The sequence below is a fragment of the Xiashengella succiniciproducens genome, from assembly GCF_023674465.1.
Taxonomy (GTDB): Bacteria; Bacteroidota; Bacteroidia; order Bacteroidales; family Marinilabiliaceae; genus Geofilum; species Geofilum succiniciproducens.
Window position 1 is genome coordinate 2093611 of record NZ_CP098400.1, and the last position, 19129, is coordinate 2112739.

General features: G+C 42.9%; 16 protein-coding genes and 3 tRNA genes. 1 reads left to right on the forward strand and 18 read right to left on the reverse strand.

The window, feature by feature from the left end; all coding sequences use genetic code 11:
• Positions 1 to 3 precede the first annotated feature (3 nt).
• The 18 genes from M9189_RS08835 to M9189_RS08920 all read right to left on the reverse strand — a co-directional run bounded on the left by M9189_RS08835 (position 4) and on the right by M9189_RS08920 (position 17768).
• The gene (locus tag M9189_RS08835) at positions 4 to 324 is read right to left on the reverse strand and encodes a DUF3467 domain-containing protein (protein WP_250722451.1); all 321 of its coding nucleotides are present in this window, start codon (positions 322 to 324) and stop codon (positions 4 to 6) included.
• Positions 325 to 561: 237 nt separating this feature from the next.
• Positions 562 to 4839: a DNA-directed RNA polymerase subunit beta' gene (rpoC, locus tag M9189_RS08840; protein ID WP_250722453.1), complete on the reverse strand. Its 4278-nt coding sequence runs from the start codon at positions 4837 to 4839 to the stop codon at positions 562 to 564.
• Between the two features lie 53 nt (positions 4840 to 4892).
• Complete coding sequence (gene rpoB / locus M9189_RS08845) at positions 4893 to 8702, reverse strand: DNA-directed RNA polymerase subunit beta (protein ID WP_250722455.1); 3810 nt, start codon at positions 8700 to 8702, stop codon at positions 4893 to 4895.
• 102 nt (positions 8703 to 8804) lie between these two features.
• A complete protein-coding gene (rplL, locus tag M9189_RS08850; RefSeq protein WP_250722456.1) occupies positions 8805 to 9179 on the reverse strand; it encodes a 50S ribosomal protein L7/L12 in 375 nt (124 codons plus the stop codon).
• Between the two features lie 33 nt (positions 9180 to 9212).
• Entirely contained in the window at positions 9213 to 9731 is a 519-nt protein-coding gene (rplJ, locus tag M9189_RS08855; RefSeq protein WP_250722458.1) for a 50S ribosomal protein L10, read from the reverse strand.
• 30 nt (positions 9732 to 9761) lie between these two features.
• Positions 9762 to 10457: a 50S ribosomal protein L1 gene (rplA, locus tag M9189_RS08860; protein WP_250722460.1), complete on the reverse strand. Its 696-nt coding sequence runs from the start codon at positions 10455 to 10457 to the stop codon at positions 9762 to 9764.
• A gap of 15 nt (positions 10458 to 10472) precedes the next feature.
• Complete coding sequence (gene rplK, locus M9189_RS08865; protein ID WP_250722462.1) at positions 10473 to 10916, reverse strand: 50S ribosomal protein L11; 444 nt, start codon at positions 10914 to 10916, stop codon at positions 10473 to 10475.
• Between the two features lie 110 nt (positions 10917 to 11026).
• Positions 11027 to 11572: a transcription termination/antitermination protein NusG gene (gene nusG / locus M9189_RS08870; RefSeq protein WP_250722464.1), complete on the reverse strand. Its 546-nt coding sequence runs from the start codon at positions 11570 to 11572 to the stop codon at positions 11027 to 11029.
• Positions 11573 to 11590: 18 nt separating this feature from the next.
• The gene (secE, locus tag M9189_RS08875) at positions 11591 to 11785 is read right to left on the reverse strand and encodes a preprotein translocase subunit SecE (protein ID WP_250722465.1); all 195 of its coding nucleotides are present in this window, start codon (positions 11783 to 11785) and stop codon (positions 11591 to 11593) included.
• Between the two features lie 92 nt (positions 11786 to 11877).
• A tRNA-Trp gene (locus M9189_RS08880) sits at positions 11878 to 11950 on the reverse strand.
• Positions 11951 to 11995: 45 nt separating this feature from the next.
• Complete coding sequence (tuf, locus tag M9189_RS08885) at positions 11996 to 13183, reverse strand: elongation factor Tu (protein WP_250722467.1); 1188 nt, start codon at positions 13181 to 13183, stop codon at positions 11996 to 11998.
• 62 nt (positions 13184 to 13245) lie between these two features.
• Positions 13246 to 13317, reverse strand: a tRNA-Thr gene (locus M9189_RS08890).
• Positions 13318 to 13327: 10 nt separating this feature from the next.
• Positions 13328 to 13400, reverse strand: a tRNA-Gly gene (locus M9189_RS08895).
• A 303-nt stretch (positions 13401 to 13703) separates the two neighbouring features.
• Positions 13704 to 14057, reverse strand: a complete 354-nt coding sequence (hpf, locus tag M9189_RS08900) for a ribosome hibernation-promoting factor, HPF/YfiA family (protein WP_336417716.1) — start codon at positions 14055 to 14057, stop codon at positions 13704 to 13706.
• Positions 14023 to 14907: a tyrosine-type recombinase/integrase gene (locus M9189_RS08905; RefSeq protein WP_250722471.1), complete on the reverse strand. Its 885-nt coding sequence runs from the start codon at positions 14905 to 14907 to the stop codon at positions 14023 to 14025. Before M9189_RS08905 ends, hpf begins: the two co-directional genes overlap by 35 nt.
• An 84-nt stretch (positions 14908 to 14991) precedes the next feature.
• Positions 14992 to 15186, reverse strand: coding sequence for a 30S ribosomal protein S21 (rpsU, locus tag M9189_RS08910; protein WP_250722473.1), 195 nt, complete (start codon positions 15184 to 15186; stop codon positions 14992 to 14994).
• A gap of 153 nt (positions 15187 to 15339) precedes the next feature.
• Positions 15340 to 16392, reverse strand: a complete 1053-nt coding sequence (locus M9189_RS08915) for a helix-hairpin-helix domain-containing protein (RefSeq protein WP_250722475.1) — start codon at positions 16390 to 16392, stop codon at positions 15340 to 15342.
• A 50-nt stretch (positions 16393 to 16442) separates the two neighbouring features.
• Positions 16443 to 17768 (reverse strand): sodium-dependent transporter, encoded by a 1326-nt coding sequence (locus M9189_RS08920; protein WP_250722476.1) that lies wholly within the window; start codon positions 17766 to 17768, stop codon positions 16443 to 16445.
• Between the two features lie 261 nt (positions 17769 to 18029).
• On the opposite strand from M9189_RS08920, the gene M9189_RS08925 reads away from it, so the two are divergent.
• Entirely contained in the window at positions 18030 to 19025 is a 996-nt protein-coding gene (locus M9189_RS08925) for a class II fructose-bisphosphate aldolase (protein ID WP_250722478.1), read from the forward strand.
• Positions 19026 to 19129 lie beyond the last annotated feature (104 nt).

Sequence of the window (19129 nt, forward strand, 5' to 3'; positions counted from 1 at the left end):
GATCTATGCCTGTCCACCGTGGCCTCCGAAAGGAATCGGGTTAAAACCTGCAGGACCTTCGTCAATATCCTTGACGGAACCAAACTGCTTTTCATAGCGGCTGATATTGTCATTTAGAGCTGCTAGAAGTCTTTTGGCGTGCTCAGGTGTCAGTATGATACGTGATTTGACCTGAGCCTTGGGCATGCCGGGCATCACCCTCACAAAGTCGAGCACAAACTCCGATGGAGAATGACTGATAACCACCAGATTGGAATACACACCCTGTCCTACTTCATCATTGAGTTCTATCTTGATCTGTTGTCCTTTTCTTTGATCTTCCATGTTCGTATTTTTTTCCAGTTTCCCTTTAAAGATATAAATTTTTGAAAGGCTATTCTTAGCAAAGCCCCCATTATTTGTGCAAAATGGAGTCTCTCCCTTTTATGGAAAGTTATATTCAGGTTAAAGACCAGGGATATTCATCTACGTATACCAAGAAGGCTGCATCCTGAGATTTGAGCAACAAAAAAGGCATCCCACAGGGGACGCCTTTTTCTATCTATAGTGGACTTGCTAATCTTATTCAGCAAATCTTTCAGTCTCCACTTTACCACCGACAAGTTTCTCATATTCTGCACGAGAACCGACGATTATATTTTCATATTCACGTAGTCCTGTACCGGCAGGAATAAGGTGTCCGCAGATAACGTTTTCCTTAAGACCTTCGAGGTTATCAACCTTGCCCTGAATAGCAGCTTCGTTGAGTACCTTTGTTGTTTCCTGGAAGGAAGCAGCTGACATAAAGCTGTTGGTTTGCAGTGCAGCACGAGTGATACCCTGTAGAACCTGGCTGGATGTAGCGGGAACTGCCTCACGGGCAACAACCGGTTTGAGGTCACGTCTTTTAAGTTGTGAATTCTCATCACGGAGACGACGTGCAGGGATGATCTGACCTGGACGCAGTGACTTAGAATCACCAGCATCCACAACAACCATCTTACCCCAGATATTGTCGTTTTCTTCCATGAATTCGATCTTGTCAATAACTTGCTTTTCAAGGAAGCGAGTATCACCCGGGTCATCAATTTCAACCTTACGCATCATCTGTCTAACGATGATTTCGAAGTGCTTGTCATTGATCTTAACACCCTGCAGGCGGTAAACGTCCTGAACTTCATTGACGATGTATTCCTGAACGGCTGTCGGACCTTTGATGGCCAGAATGTCGGCAGGAGTAGTTGCACCGTCAGACAATGGAGTACCGGCGCGTACGTAGTCGTTTTCCTGAACAAGGATCTGCTTGGAGAGAGGTACGAGATACTTCTTAACCTCACCGGTCTTGGAAGTAATAATGATTTCGCGGTTTCCTCTCTTAACTTTACCAAAGGTTACCTCACCGTCAATTTCAGAAACGACTGCCGGATTAGAAGGATTACGAGCTTCAAATAGCTCGGTGATTCTTGGAAGACCACCGGTGATGTCACCGGCACGACCAAAAGCTCTAGGAATCTTGGCAAGGATTTCACCTTGTTTGATTTCTTCTCCTTCATCAACGGCAATGTGAGCACCTACAGGCAAGTTGTATGAACGCAGAACCTCTCCGGTTTCTGAAACGATCTGTACACTTGGGTTCTTTGACTTATCACGGCTTTCGATGATAACCTTTTCACGGAATCCTGTTTGCTCGTCAGACTCTTCCTTATAAGTGATACCGTCGATAAGGTTTTCAAATACTACCTTACCATTTCTTTCACTGATAATAAGAGCATTCCAAGGATCCCATTCACTGATTACATCACCTTTCTTGATTTCCTGACCAGGCTTGATATGCAGTTTGGCACCATAAGGGATCGGATGTGTGGTCAGTGCGATATTGGTATTCTTGTCAATAATACGCAATTCAGCCAGACGACCGATAACGACGTCAACTTCATCACCTGTTTCAGTTGTATAAGGTACTGTACGCAGTTCCTCGAACTCGGCAATACCGTCGTAACGTGCATACAGACTATTTTCAGTTGTGATGTTACCTGCAGTACCACCCACGTGGAATGTACGCAGTGTCAACTGAGTACCAGGCTCACCGATTGACTGGGCAGCGATCACGCCGACAGCCTCACCCTTCTGAACCATATTACCTGTAGAAAGGTTACGTCCGTAACACTTGGCACAAACACCCTTATTGGACTCACAGGTCAGAACTGAACGGATTTCAACACGTTCAATTGGTGATTCATCAATAATAGTGGCCTCGTCTTCACATATTTCCTGACCTGCCCTGACAATGATTTCACCAGTAAGTGGGTGATATACATCGTGCACAGAAACACGACCAAGAATACGTTCGAACAATGAAACAACAACTTCTTCGTTGCTCTTGACTGCAGTAGCAGTCAAGCCTCTTAGAGTACCGCAGTCTTCCTCGGTGATGACAACATCTTGAGAAACGTCAACAAGACGACGGGTCAGATAACCAGCGTCAGCTGTCTTAAGAGCGGTATCCGCCAAACCTTTACGAGCACCGTGAGTTGAAATAAAGTACTCAAGTACCGACATACCTTCCTTGAAGTTTGCAAGAATCGGGTTTTCGATGATTTGTCCTCCATCAGCACCTGATTTTTGAGGCTTAGCCATCAAACCACGCATACCTGAAAGCTGACGAATCTGTTCTTTAGAACCCCGGGCACCTGAATCAAGCATCATATAGATGGAGTTGAATCCTTGCTTGTCCTTGCTCAGTTTGTCCATCAGGATCTGAGTCAGTCTGGCATTAACGTGTGTCCAAATATCAATAATGGCGTTGTAACGTTCATTATTGGTAATGAAACCCATGTTATAGTTGTTCAGTACTTCCTCTACTTCCTCATAACCCTCTTTAACAAGAGCAGCCTTTTCATCTGGAATCAATACGTCGTGAAGGTTGAATGACAGACCACCCTCAAACGCCATCTTAAATCCAAGGCTCTTGATTGCATCAAGGAATTCTGAAGTCTCAGGAGCACCACATACTTTAAATACATTACCGATAATATCCCTCAAAGCTTTCTTTGTAAGAAGCTCATTGATATAGCCAACCTTGGCAGGAACAACCTCATTGAAGAGGATACGGCCTACGGTTGTTTCAATTATTCTGGGTTGACGTGTACCGTCCTTTGTAAGGTCATTGATCTTAACCTTTACAAGAGCGTGTAATTCAACCTTCCTTTCATTGAGAGATATTTTAGCTTCTTCGGGAGAATAGAAGATAGTTCCTTCACCCATAGCACCTGGACGCATCTTGGTCATATAATACAGACCAAGTACCATGTCCTGAGAAGGTACTGTGATAGGAGCACCGTTTGCAGGGTTCAGAATGTTCTGAGAACCCAACATCAGCATCTGAGCCTCCAGGATAGCAGCATTGCCAAGTGGCAAGTGAACAGCCATCTGGTCACCGTCGAAGTCTGCGTTGAACGCAGCACAGGCAAGCGGGTGCAACTGAATAGCCTTACCTTCAATGAGCTTGGGTTGGAAAGCCTGAATACCCAAACGGTGCAGAGTTGGAGCACGGTTCAGCAAAACCGGGTGTCCTTTCAGCACATTTTCAAGGATATCCCATACGACGGGATCCTTACGGTCTACAATCTTCTTTGCAGATTTTACTGTCTTGACAATACCACGCTCAATAAGCTTCCTGATAATGAAAGGCTTATAAAGCTCAGCAGCCATATCCTTCGGAAGACCACATTCATGCATCTTTAGTTCGGGACCAACAACGATAACCGAACGTGCAGAATAGTCAACACGCTTACCCAACAGGTTTTGACGGAAACGACCCTGCTTACCTTTCAAGCTGTCAGAAAGAGACTTGAGAGGACGGTTGGCATCAGTCTTTACAGCATTTGACTTACGTGAGTTGTCGAATAATGAATCAACAGCTTCCTGAAGCATACGCTTCTCGTTACGGAGAATTACTTCTGGAGCCTTTATCTCAATAAGTCTCTTAAGACGGTTGTTACGGATGATTACCCTACGATAAAGATCGTTGAGGTCGGATGTTGCAAAACGTCCACCATCAAGGGGTACCAGAGGCCTCAATTCAGGAGGAGTAACAGGTACAACCTTAACAATCATCCATTCTGGACGGTTAACGCCCTTAGATTCTCTGAAAGACTCAACAACTTGCAGACGCTTCAGAGCCTCATTCTTTCTTTGTTGGGATGTCTCAGTGTTTGCCCTGTGACGCAGGTCAAACGACAACTCATCAAGGTCAAGACGCTCAAGAAGCATATGGAGAGCCTCAGCTCCCATTCTGGCGATGAACTTGTTTGGATCATCGTCATCCAACTGCTGGTTGCCTTTGGGTAGTGAATCAATAATATCCAGATATTCTTCTTCTGTGAGAAAGTCCATTTTCTGGATACCATCGGCTTCTTTAACACCGGGATTGATTACTACATATCTTTCATAATAAATTATAGCATCGAGCTTCTTACTCGGCAGACCGAGCAAATACCCAATCTTGTTGGGCAGGGAACGGAAATACCAGATGTGGGCCACAGGGACCACAAGGGAGATATGTCCCATGCGTTCACGGCGGACCTTCTTTTCTGTAACCTCAACCCCGCATCGGTCGCACACAATACCCCTGTAACGGATACGCTTGTACTTACCGCAGTGGCACTCATAGTCCTTTACCGGACCGAAGATCCTCTCGCAAAAGAGGCCGTCCCGTTCAGGTTTATAAGTACGGTAGTTGATAGTCTCAGGCTTCAAAACTTCCCCACTGGAGCGTTCCAATATCTCTTCAGGTGAAGCCAAGCCTATAGATATCTTGGTAAAATTACTCTTGACTTTCTGATCTCTCCTGAATGCCATATATAGTCGAGTATTAATTATTTAAAATGTGATACCGGCAAATACCGGAAGATCTATTCAAGGTTGACACTCAAACCAAGACCACGCATTTCATGCAGCAATACGTTGAGTGATTCCGGTATACCTGGTGTTGGCAGCGGATCGCCCTTGACAATTGCTTCATAGGCCTTGGCACGACCTACAACGTCATCAGATTTGACAGTCAGTATTTCCTGCAGGATATTGGCAGCACCGAAGGCTTCGAGTGCCCAAACTTCCATTTCCCCGAAACGCTGACCACCAAACTGAGCCTTACCACCAAGTGGTTGCTGAGTGATCAGTGAGTACGGACCTATAGAACGAGCGTGCATCTTGTCTTCGATCATGTGACCCAGCTTAAGCATATAAATCACACCAACTGTTACAGGTTGGTGGAACTTTTCGCCTGTGCCACCATCGTACAGATAAGTCTTACCAAAACTTGGAATACCTGCCATGTCTGTGTACTTGTTCAGGTCTTCTTCAGTAGCTCCATCAAAGATCGGAGTGGCAAACTTAACACCAAGAACATCTCCGGCCCAACCTAATACTGTTTCGTAGATCTGTCCAAGGTTCATACGAGAAGGCACACCCAACGGGTTAAGCACGATATCTACAGGAGTTCCGTCTGCAAGGAAAGGCATGTCTTCCTGACGTACGATACGGGATACAATACCCTTGTTACCGTGACGTCCCGCCATCTTATCACCAACGGTGATCTTACGCTTCTTGGCAACAAACACCTTGGCAAGCTGTACTATACCAGCTGGAAGCTCATCACCAATTGTGACATTGTACTTCTGACGTTTTTCCTTAGCTTCAAGTTCCTTGTACTTGATCCTGAAATTGTGGATTACACGTGCAATAAGATCATTCTTATCCTTATCGGTAGTCCACTTGTGTGGATTGACATTCAGGTAATCGATTTCCTGTAATACCTTTTGGGTAAACTTAACACCCTTAGCTACTACATCGACTCCCATATAATCCTTGACACCCTGACTAGTCTTTGAGTTGATCAAAGTGAACAACTTGTCAACCAGGCGGGTTGTCAATTCGGCAACCCCACGGTTAAACTCTTCCTCAATCCTGGCCAGCATCGGCTTTTCAGAAGCACGAACTTTTCTGTCCTTGATAACCCTTGAGAAGAGTTTTTTGTCGATAATAACACCGTGCAGTGATGGCGGTGCCTTAAGCGAGGCATCCTTCACGTCGCCTGCTTTCTCCCCAAAGATAGCCCTTAAGAGCTTTTCCTCCGGAGTCGGGTCGCTTTCACCCTTAGGAGTGATCTTACCAATCAGAATATCACCTGGTTTTACATGGGCACCAATTCTGATAAGACCATTCTCATCGAGATCCTTAGTAGCTTCTTCGCTGACATTGGGAATGTCGGCAGTAAGCTCTTCAAGACCTCGTTTTGTATCACGCACCTCAAGAGAGTACTCATCAATGTGGATAGAGGTAAAAATATCCTCTTTAACCAGCTTTTCATTGACTACGATAGCATCCTCAAAGTTGTAACCCTTCCAGGGCATGAACGCAACCTTGAGGTTGCGACCCAGTGCAAGTTCACCATTTTCAGTACCATAACCTTCAGTCATGATAGTACCTTTCTGCACCCTCTGACCTTTCTTAACGATAGGCTTTAGGTTGATACAGGTATTCTGGTTGGTCTTGAGGAACTTGGTAAGCTTGTAACGCTTAGTTTCCGGGTCGAAGCTTACGAACTTATCATCTTCAGTAAGGTCGTAGCGAATGACTATTTCTTCAGCATCAACATATTCAACTACACCGTCACCTTCAGCAAGGATCTGCGTACGTGAATCGTGAGCTACTGTTTCTTCCAAACCGGTACCAACAATAGGAGCAGCAGGCCTAAGCAGAGGTACTGCCTGACGCATCATGTTTGATCCCATGAGGGCACGGTTAGCATCGTTGTGTTCGAGGAAGGGAATCAGAGAAGCTGCAACTGAAGCGATCTGGTTGGGAGCAACGTCCATCAAATCTACCTCTTCAGCTTCAATATGCGGGAAGTCACCTTCCAGACGGGCTTTTACCCTGGGATTGACGAAGAAACCTTCATCATCAAGGGGAGCATTTGCCTGGGCGATTACCTTGGCTTCCTCTTCCTCAGCACTCAGATAAACAACGCTGTCGTTGCTGAGATCAACCTTCTTGTTTGTAACCTTACGATAAGGAGTTTCAATAAAACCGAGGTTGTTTACCTTTGCAAAGACGCAAAGTGATGATATCAGACCAATGTTTGGACCTTCAGGTGTTTCAATCGGGCAAAGACGTCCGTAGTGAGTGTAGTGAACGTCACGTACCTCGAAACCAGCACGCTCTCTTGAAAGACCACCAGGACCCAAGGCCGACATACGGCGCTTGTGAGTAACCTCAGCAAGTGGGTTGGTCTGATCCATAAACTGAGACAGAGCGTTTGTTCCAAAGAAGCTGTTGATTACAGAAGACAAAGTCTTACTGTTGATAAGATCAATAGGTGTAAAGACCTCATTATCGCGAACGTTCATACGTTCACGGATAGTACGGGCCATACGGGCCAAACCGACTCCAAACTGATTGGCCAGCTGTTCGCCTACAGTGCGCACCCTACGGTTGCTTAAGTGGTCAATATCATCAACATCTGTCTTGGAATTGACAAGCTCTATCAGATATTTGATAATAGCAATTATGTCTTCCCTTGTAAGTATCCTTGTCTCAAGGTCAATGTCGATACCCAGTTTCTTGTTAATTCTGTAGCGACCAACATCTCCAAGGTCGTAACGCTTGTCAGAAAAGAACAGTTTATCAATAACGTCACGTGCGGTAGCATCATCCGGCGGATCTGCATTACGCAACTGACGATAGATGTAAACAACTGCCTCTTTTTCTGAGTTACATGGGTCTTTTTGAAGAGTATTGTAAATCAGTGCATAGTCGCTGACACTTGTAGATTCCTTGTGTAGCAGAATAGTCTTAGCACCTGAATCAACAATCTCGTCTATATGTTCATTTTCGAGGATAGTTTCACGATCAATGATCACCTCATTTCTTTCGATAGAAACTACTTCACCGGTATCCTCATCCACAAAGTCCTCAATCCATGATTTAAGAACCCTTGCAGCGAGTTTGCGGCCTACAACTTTCTTAAGTGCAGCCTTAGATACCTTAATCTCATCGGCCAGGCCGAATATTTCAAGAATATCTTTATCGCCTTCAAAACCGATAGCACGCAACAATGTAGTTACCGGAAGTTTCTTCTTACGGTCGATGTATGCATACATCACATTGTTGATGTCGGTAGCGAACTCAATCCAGGAACCCTTTAATGGAATAATCCTGGCAGAATAAAGTTTGGTACCGTTGGCGTGAATACTTTGTCCAAAGAATACACCGGGGGAACGATGCAACTGTGAAACAACGACACGTTCGGCGCCGTTAATAATGAAGCTTCCCTTCTCAGTCATGTAGGGAACGGTACCCAGGTATACATCCTGAACAACCGTATCAAAATCTTCATGCTCGGGATCCGTACAGTATAGCTTCAATTTAGCCTTGAGGGGCACACTGTAGGACAATCCGCGTTCGATACATTCCACGATTGAATAACGTGGAGGATCGATGTTATAATCCAGGAACTCGAGCACAAAGTTGTTACGGGTATCAGAAATTGGGAAGTTCTCCTGAAATACCGTAAATAACCCCTCTTTCCTTCTTTCCTCCGGAGTTGACCCCAGCTGAAAGAATTCACGGAATGATTTTAACTGAACCTCCAAAAAATCAGGAAACGGAAACTGACTTTTAATGGTGGCAAAGTTTATTCGTTTGGCAGTGTTTGGAGTCATCTATCAACTATTTAATTGAACTTAAAACATACAAGCATAAAAAGGTTTAGGATTCCGTAAAGCGGATTCCTAAACCACATACCTTATAATAAGGTTATCTTCTTACTTAAGTTCAACTTCTGCTCCAGCTTCTTCTAATTGTGCTTTTAATGCTTCAGCTTCTTCCTTAGTTACTTTTTCCTTGATAGCTGTAGGAGCCTTGTCAACTAATTCCTTAGCTTCCTTCAGACCAACACCAGTCATTTCCTTAACAAGCTTAACGATAGCTAGTTTTGAACCGCCTGCAGACTTCAGGATTACGTCAAACTCAGTTTGTACAGCAGCTTCAGCAGCATCACCACCAGCAGCAGGTGCAACAGCTACAGCAGCAGCAGCTGGCTCAATACCATATTCATCTTTCAATATAGTAGCTAACTCATTAACTTCTTTTACAGTAAGATTAACTAATTCTTCTGCAAGCTTCTTAATATCTGCCATTTTTGTAAGTGTTAAATTTCTGTTAGTAATTTTTTAGTTTCTCTCTTCCAAAGTTTTGAGGAGTCCGTGGATTGTAGTACCACCGGATTGAAGTGCTGATACAACATTCTTGATCGGCGATTGAAGCAGACCGATAACGTCGCCAAGCAGTTCCTCTTTAGATTTGATTGTAGCCAGAGTATCCAGCTGATTTGCACCAACGTAAACTGATTCTTCAACGAAAGCACCTTTAAGCGCAGGACGTTGAGTCTTCTTTGCAAAGTCTTTGATCAGTTTTGCCGGCAGGTTACCGGTATTGGTAAACATTATAGCGGATACGCCTTTAAGGGTAACATCAATTCCTTCGATGTTCCTTTCGCTGGCCTCGATAGCCTTATTGAACAATGTATTCTTGACTACCACCAGCTGCACGTCTTTTTGATAGCAGAGACGACGCAATGCTGTTGTTTCAGCAGCGTTCATTCCTGAAGTATCTGTAACATAAAAGTGTGGATACTCCTTTATCTTAGACGCCAGTTCTTGGATTATTTCAGCTTTTTCTGTCTTTTTCATAGTTCCAAAATTTCTCTTTTAAGACATTAATTAAACCTCAAGAGACTTGGGTTCAATCCGAATTCCGGGACTCATGGTACTAGACAGGAATACGCTCTTAACGTAGGCACCTTTTGCAGCAGACGGTTTTAATTTCATAACCGTGCTAACAAATTCCTTTACGTTATCTACCAATTGCTCGGGGGTAAAGGATACCTTGCCGACAGTAGTATGTATAATACCGTAACGGTCAACCTTGAAGTCGATCTTACCGGCTTTTACTTCCGTTACAGCCTTACCGATATCCATGGTTACAGTACCGCTTTTGGGGTTCGGCATAAGACCGCGGGGTCCCAAAACACGTCCTAACGCACCAACCTTACCCATCACATTGGGAGTAGTGATAATCACATCTATATCAGTCCAACCTTCTTTGATCTTGTTGATATAGTCATCCAAACCAACGTGATCGGCACCGGCTTTTCTGGCTTCCTCTTCCTTGTCAGGCGTACAGAGAACCAGTACTCTGGTTTGCTTACCTGTACCATGTGGAAGGGTAACCACGCCACGAACCATCTGGTTAGCTTTTCTTGGGTCAACTCCCAGACGAATATCAATATCAACAGAAGCATCAAACTTGGTAGTGCTAATTTCCTTAACCAGTTTTGTTGCATCTTCGATAGTATATGACTTCTTCTGATCGACCTTTTCTAGAGCTAACTTCTTATTTTTTGTCAGTTTTGTCATTTTCGCAAAAAGGTTTTAATTGTTACCAGGGAATTCACCATCAACAGTGATACCCATACTTCTGGCGGTACCTGCAATCATCCTCATTGCGGAATCCATAGTAAAGCAATTCAAATCAGCCATCTTATCTTCAGCGATGGTCTTGATTTGATCCCAGGAAACGGAAGCTACCTTCTTTCTGTTTGGTTCAGCTGAACCACCCTTAATTTTAGCTGCTTCCAACAACTGAACAGCTGCCGGAGTTGTCTTAACGACAAACTCAAATGACTTGTCCTTATAAACAGTTATTAGAACCGGCAAAACCTTTCCGGGCCTGTCCTGTGTCCTGGCATTGAATTGCTTACAGAACTCCATAATGTTCACACCCTTAGAACCCAAAGCGGGACCTACTGGGGGTGATGGATTTGCTGCGCCACCTTTGATTTGAAGTTTAATAAACGTTTCTACTTCTTTAGCCATTGTAGCAATTCATATTGGTTATTAAAATTCAGATCAAGGGAATAGCATTACTTTTGTCCGTAGAGACAATTATTAGATTGTCCTGGAAGCTCCGCTACTAAACAAACACACTATTCCTTTTCAACCTGTAAAAAGCTTAATTCAAGTGGAGTTTTTCGGCCAAATATTTTGACCATTACTTTCAATTTCCTCTTGTCTTCGTTAACCTCCTCAATAACGCCGGTAAAACCATTAAATGGTCCATCTGATACCTTAACAGTTTCGCCAACAAAGAAGGGTATATTTATCTCCTCATTTGCCTCAGTAAGTTCATCTACCTTACCCAGAATGCGGTTAACTTCAGAAGAACGAAGTGGAGTAGGTTCATCTTCCCTATCAGTAAGGAAACCTATAACATTAGGTACATTCTTCAGGATATGGGGAATCTCACCAACAAGTGCAGCCTCGATCAGTACATAGCCGGGGAAAAAGTTCCTCTCCTTGCTGATCTTTTTGCCATTGCGGATTTGATACACCTTTTCGGCTGGTATCAAAACCTGGCTGACATACTCCTGTAGCTTATGGTTTGCAATTTCGCTCTCGATATACTCCTTTACCTTCTTCTCCTTACCACCGATAGCGCGAAGTACATACCATTTTTTTTCAATTTCGCTCATTATTCCCGTGTCTCCCTGTTAGTATAACTTATTGTAGAGCCAATCAAGTATAGTGTCGAATGAAACGTCCATCAGATAAACGACAATTGCAATAATAGCTGAAGCTACCATTACAACAACCGCACTGCTCTGTAGCTCTGACCATGTCGGCCAAGAGGTTTTCTTTACAAGTTCTGTATGAACTTCCTGAAAATACGTCCTAATTTTATTCATCCGTAAATGCTTTGAAAACTATTAGCAGGAATAGTCTTGACCTTGCGGTTTGATCTTGGTTAATCAATAAACTATACCACCTTGTTTACTTGCACGGGAGGAGAGACTCGAACTCCCGACACCTGGTTTTGGAGACCAGTGCTCTACCAACTGAGCTACACCCGTGTATATTTGGGAATGCCCATAGGCATTCCCAAGTTACTATGTTGATTAGTCAACAATTTCAGTAATCTGACCAGCACCAACTGTACGACCACCTTCACGAATAGCGAAGCGAAGACCGATGTTGATAGCAACAGGATAGATCAGGTTAACAGTGATAGATACGTTATCACCAGGCATAACCATTTCTACTCCTTCTGGCAGGCTGATTTCACCAGTTACGTCCAGAGTACGGATATAGAACTGCGGACGATATTTGTTGTGGAAAGGAGTGTGACGACCACCTTCTTCTTTCTTCAACACATAGATCTCAGCTTTGAACTTAGTGTGAGGAGTGATTGAACCTGGTTTGGCAAGAACCTGACCACGCTTAATTTCTTCCTTGTCAACACCACGAAGCAACAGACCTACGTTGTCACCAGCTTCACCCTGGTCAAGAATCTTACGGAACATTTCAACTCCTGTACATACAGTCTTCTTGCCATCAGCACCAAGACCAATGATTTCGATTTCTTCACCAGTTCTAATGATACCTGTTTCGATACGACCTGTAGCAACAGTACCACGACCAGTGATTGAGAATACATCTTCAACAGGCATCAGGAAAGGTTTATCCTTATCACGGGGTGGAAGTGGAATCCACTCATCAACAGCAGCCATCAGTTCCATAATCTTATCTTCCCACTTTGGTTCGCCATTCAATGCACCAAGAGCAGAACCCTTGATAACAGGAGTGTTGTCACCGTCGAATTCATAGAAGCTCAATAGATCGCGAACTTCCATTTCTACAAGTTCCAAAAGCTCTTCATCGTCTACCATATCAACCTTGTTCATGAAAACAACGATACGTGGAACGTTTACCTGACGAGCCAAAAGAATGTGCTCACGAGTTTGAGGCATAGGACCATCAGTAGAAGCTACTACAAGAATTGCACCGTCCATCTGAGCAGCACCAGTTACCATGTTCTTAACGTAGTCAGCGTGACCTGGACAGTCTACGTGAGCATAGTGACGGTTTTCAGTTTGATACTCTACGTGAGATGTGTTAATAGTGATACCACGCTCTTTTTCTTCTGGAGCGTTATCGATAGCATCGAAGCTCTTAACTTCGGACAGACCCTTCTTAGCTAATACAGCTGTGATAGCAGCAGTTAAAGTGGTTTTACCGTGGTCAACGTGACCAATGGTACCGATATTAACGTGAGGCTTTGTCCTTTGAAATGTTTCTTTAGCCATAATTCGAAATTATTTTAGACAATTAGAACAATATTGAAACCAGTAAAACTTTAACTAACCAGAGCCAATGATGGGAATTGAACCCATGACCTCTTCCTTACCAAGGAAGCGCTCTACCCCTGAGCTACATCGGCTTTTTTAAAGAGCGGGAAACGGGACTCAAACCCGCGACCCTTAGCTTGGAAGGCTAATGCTCTATCAACTGAGCTATTCCCGCAAATTTTCGCGCCCCAAAGTTAAAACTTTTAAACTGAAACCGCCCAAAAAAATCGCACTAAATTCGGGCAAATTCTGATTAAAAATTACAGGGTTTTGATTTTCAGGTGTAATCAGGAGAGAATCAGAAAGTTGAAAACATGATCAGAATTCCGTCCCATATAAGCTTTATTTCATTCAACAGGCTGATCATCTATGATAACCAGCCTGTTATATTGTTATCGCTTATTGCTTACACACAAAAATTGGTGTGCAAATGTATAATAATTTTCAAACAACACAAAAATAATATGTCAATTTTAGATTATTTGGCCTTTATCTTATCCTTTGTTCTGATTAGCTGTTTGCGTAATGCCTCACATGCAAGATCCACAGACTCTTCAAAAGTCTTGCTTTGCTTCTTTGCAAAGAGAGTATTGCCAGGGATCTCTAAATTGATCTCGGCAACTTTGTTCTCGGTTGTTTCCGCCTTGTCCAGACGCAACACCACTGCAGCGCTAATAATTCCATCATAGAACAAATCAAGCTTGCTCACTTTTTTTTGAATGAATTGTTCCAGCTTATCAGTAGCGTCGAACCTCAGTGATTGAATCGTAATGTTCATAAAACTCTCCTCCATCATTTTATGCTCTGGGATGAGCCTGTTTATAAATAGCATTCAGTTGTTCAAATGTGGTATGTGTATATACCTGAGTTGCATTCAGGTTGGCATGTCCCAGCAATTCTTTGATTGCATTAAGGTCTGCCCCCCTGTTAAGAAGTACCGAAGCATAAGTATGGCGTAGTACGTGAGGGCTCTTCTTGCTTAAGGTCGTCACCGTTGCAAGTGAAGAGTGCACTATCCTATATATAAGCTTTGGATATACCTTCTCACCTTTAGATGTCAAAAACAGCCAGGGAGAGGCATTGGCACCAAAGGTCTCTGTTCTAATATCCAGATACTTTTTAAGTAGAGTATAACATTCACCAGGAAGCGGGATAATCCTTTCCCTGGATCTCTTTCCCTGTACTTTTACAAATCTGCTGTTCATATCCACATCAGAAAGCCGCAGTGAAATCATTTCAGCCAGCCGCATTCCTGTATCATAGAACAGTTCAATAATAAGTTTGTTTCTTATTCCTTCGTATCCTTCACCAAAATTATTATTGTCCAAAAGCTGGGTCATTGCCTGTTCCTGAACAAACTGTGGTAAACGACGAGGTATCTTTGGAAGATTGATTATAGTAGCCGGGTTGTGATCTATCTCACCCAGTACCTGAAGATGCTTATATAAAGTACGTAGTGCTGATATTCTTCTGTGTATGGTCCTTGGACTCATACCCGATTCACTCATCGAAATGATCCAACCACGAATATCCCTGGTACTTACAGAAAGGAGGGCTGAAGTATCGCTACTGCCCAAAAAATCCAGAAAAGCCCTGACGTCGTTCTCATATGCAGCTAAAGTATGTTCAGAACAACGTTTCTCCGACCTCAGGTATCTGGAAAAACTCTTTATATGGTCCATGAAAAAAATATCTTACCTCTTTCCCTAAATATACGAAATAATAGAGAAAAAGGTAAGATACTTAATGATAAATTTCCTGAAAAATTAAGCCTCTTCTTCGCGTTGCAGCGTCTGAATATAAATAGCTTTTTTCTTCTGCTCCCTCTTGATAACAGATGGCTTTTCAAATGCCTGACGGCTACGAAGTTCCCTCATTACACCTGTCTTCTCGAATTTTCTTTTGAACTTCTTCAAAGCTCTTTCAATGTTTTCACCTTCTTTGATCGGTACAATTATCATAATTACGTGATTATTAAATTTCTATATGCAAATATACTATTAATTCGATACTTACCTCAAAAATTCAGGTTGCAAATAAAGTGAAGTTTCATGAAAGTAGCAAATATTCATCCCCAGTATTTGGTCATTTTTTTTATTTCAGACTCAGGATCTTCACTCTGTACAAAGGTAGTACTTTAATAACTCCCACTTGGCACTGTCAATATTTTCGAGGGAGTCGAGCTGTGCAATATTAATAATATGCTTTAGTGCCTTCCTCCGCTCAACAATTTCAGAAGCAATGAAAAAATCAATATATGGATGGCGCCTCAAACCGGCTACTGTAGCCTTGTTGACATTAATCCTACGGGGTACTACCGTATCCAATACCAGATATTGTTTTATTCTATTGAAATTATCCTCTGAAATCCCATAGACCTCTGCAATCTGATTGACCGACACAAAGCCTCCGAGCAGGTTGCGATATGCAACTATCCTCCGACTATAGGTCTCCCCTATTCCCGGTAGTTCCATCCACTGTGTCTCATCAGCACTGTTAATACAAATCAATGGTGGATTATCAATATCATCTCTGCTGTATCTCTGGCGAGCACTCAATCTGATAAAATCAAGGCTGTCATAAGTCCAGCAGGCCAAACGAGTATCCGCGTACCATCCCGGAAACCATAATTCCTCACGCATTGTCATTAGTTCGGCTATCATGCAACTATCCCACCCCAATGTAATCAACTGATCCGAATCCACTTTATTGAGATCAAAACAATGTGGTTTTGGTGGCTGTGGCTTTGACTCCGGTTTCAGATCCATCTTGATATAGGGCAGTAACAATTGCAGAAGGGAGTCATTCACACCATAGATCTTACCTACATCTTGAGGTGAACGGAAATGTCCACCTGCTTTCAGATACGCAGACCAGTTGTGTGAAATTCTGGCAGGAATACCAAAGGCAACAAGCTGATCATAGCTAATATCATTGGGATCAAATACAGAAAGATTCATACCGGCAGCTTTGGCAGAAGCTGCCGGAATCTCACCGCTTTCCGGTTTAAGAAGGACTATATCATCCTGACCAAAACTCTCGTCCCTCCCTACAGGATCAAAATAGCTCAGGCCAAAACGTAGCAATATCAACATCAGGAGCAAAAGCAGGAGGACTATCAGGCCTCTCTGTTCACCCCGGGAGAGGGTCAAAAGGTCCTTCCACATCTTGACTTTTTGAAACAAAATATCAACTACGTCTCAAAAAGTCAAGCCTGCTAAAATTTAAGAAGTCCGATACTATTCAGGAATACTATTGCTATTGCAAGGGGAGCAAGGAATCTGATTACAGGGATAAAAATTCTGAAATAAAAAGCAGGTCTTCCATCTTCTTCCAGTTCGTTACGCACAACAGTCTTACCCAGAACCCATCCAACAAAGATTACCGTGAGTAGTCCTCCCATTGGCAATAATATATTCGAAGATGTTGAATCAAAGAAACCAAAAATGCTACTATTGATTGCACATAGAACTCCAAGGGCGGATATTGAACCAGCTGCAACCCAGGTTGCAACGGTACGCTTCATCTTCAGTTCTTCAACAAAGTAGAGAACGACTACCTCTAGCAATGAAATTGTAGATGTCAGGGCTGTAATTGCAAGCAGGACGAAAAATATCACTGCAAAGAAATACCCACCAACCATCTGGTTGAATATTCCGGGGAAGATTACAAAGACCAGACCGGGACCTTCACTGGGCTCAATCCCGAAGGCAAACACAGCAGGGAAAATAGCCAACCCTACCAAAACTGCAAAGAATGTGTCTGCAAGTGATGTATATATAGCAGATTGACCAAGCGATTCATTTTTATTAATATAAGATCCGTAGGTGGCCATGGCACCCATACCAAGACTAAGGGAGAAAAAAGCCTGGCCTAGCGCATTAAGTATGGTACTTCCCTCTACTTTGCTAAAATCAGGCTGAAATAAAAACTTGAGTCCTTTTGAAGCACCTTCAAGTGAAAGTGACTTACCAATAAGCACCAGAACAATAACAAAGAGCAAAGGCATCATCATTTTACAAGCCTTCTCTATACCGTTTTGAACTCCAGCCTTGACGATAAAAGCAGTAATCGCCATAAAAGCAAGCATAAAGAATATAGGACGCCAGGACTGACCAGTTGCTGTATCATAGAAAACCTTGATTTCTTCTGATGATTTGTCAGCAAAGTAGTTGCCTGCTGCAGCAACTATATATTCAAGGGTCCAGCCAGAAACCACTGAGTAAAATGCAAGTATCATAAAAGCTGCTGCAACCCCCATTATTCCAATAATAGGCCAACCCGAACCGGGAGCGAGTTTCCTAAATGCCCCGAAAAAATTGGCCTGTGATTTCCGTCCAATAATAAACTCGGACAGCATCACTGGAACCCCAAGAGCTAACACAAAAAACAGATATATAAATAAGAAAGCCGCACCCCCGTTCTCTCCTGTCAAATATGGGAAACGCCATATATTTCCCAAACCAATTGCTGAACCTGCAGCTGCAGCGACTATACCAAACTTACTTGAAAAAACGTCGCGTTTATGTTCTTTGTGACTCATTCCCGTATACAATTATTTTGTAAAGTATTTTGATACTTAAATAGAGGTACGAAAATATAATTTTCATTAATATTCTGAAAGCACAAAGCCCGAAATTGTGATTTTTCCTTATGTTTACCCGCACAAAAATAAATAGTTTGTAAGCTTCAATCACTTATCAGGAAATTGCTAAAGTGATATGATTTCCTTATTTTTGTGGCTTGATTAAGAGAATCAAACTTGATTAACAGGATTTACAACAATCATTAAACTATAAACAAAATGGCAATACATTACAAAGAGCTGGGTCTATCAAACACTAAAGAGTTGTTTGCCAAGGCCATTGCCGGCGGTTATGCCATACCGGCATACAACTTCAATAATCTGGAACAGCTACAGGCTATTCTTCAGGCATGTGTTGAAACCAAGTCACCTGTCATCCTGCAAGTATCTTCCGGAGCTCGTAAATATGCCAATGCTACTCTTTTAAGGAACATGGCAAAAGGTGCAACTGAGTATGTGAAAGAACTGGGCTATGCAATACCTATCGTTCTTCACCTTGACCACGGTGATTCATTCGAGCTTTGCAAGGATTGTATCGACAACGGTTTCTCATCAGTGATGATTGACGGTTCTCACCTTCCTTATGAAGAAAATGTTGCTCTTACAAAGAAAGTTGTGGAATATGCACACAAATTCGATGTAAGTGTTGAAGGCGAACTTGGAGTACTGGCTGGTGTTGAAGATGATGTTGTTGCAGAACACTCAAGCTATACTCGTCCTGAAGAAGTAGAAGACTTTGTAAAGCGTACAGGTGTTGATTCACTTGCTATCTCTATTGGTACTTCTCACGGTGCACACAAATTCAAACCCGAACAATGCACCAGGAACGCTGAAGGTGTATTGGTTCCCCCACCATTAAAGTTTGATATCCTTGAAGAAATCGAAAAGCGCATACCCGGATTCCCGATCGTATTGCACGGTTCTTCTTCTGTTCCGATGGAACACGTAAATACTATCAACCAATATGGTGGTAAGATTGACGCTGCTATCGGTATTCCGGAAGATCAGCTTCGTAAGGCTGCCAAGTCAGCAGTTTGCAAGATCAACATTGACTCAGACGGTCGCCTTGCCATGACTGCTGCAGTTCGCAAGGTTCTTGCTGAAAAGCCAGGTGAATTCGACCCACGTAAATACCTCGGTCCTGCAAGAGATGTACTGAAAGAACTGTACATGCACAAGAATATCAACGTTCTTGGTTCAGCTGGTAAGGCTTAATCCAGAATAAAGATCTAGTAACACAAGAGGCTGCCCCGAGGGCAGCCTCTCTTTTTTGTCATTTATTGATATCCAATACTGTATAAACACTATCAGAATCTGGC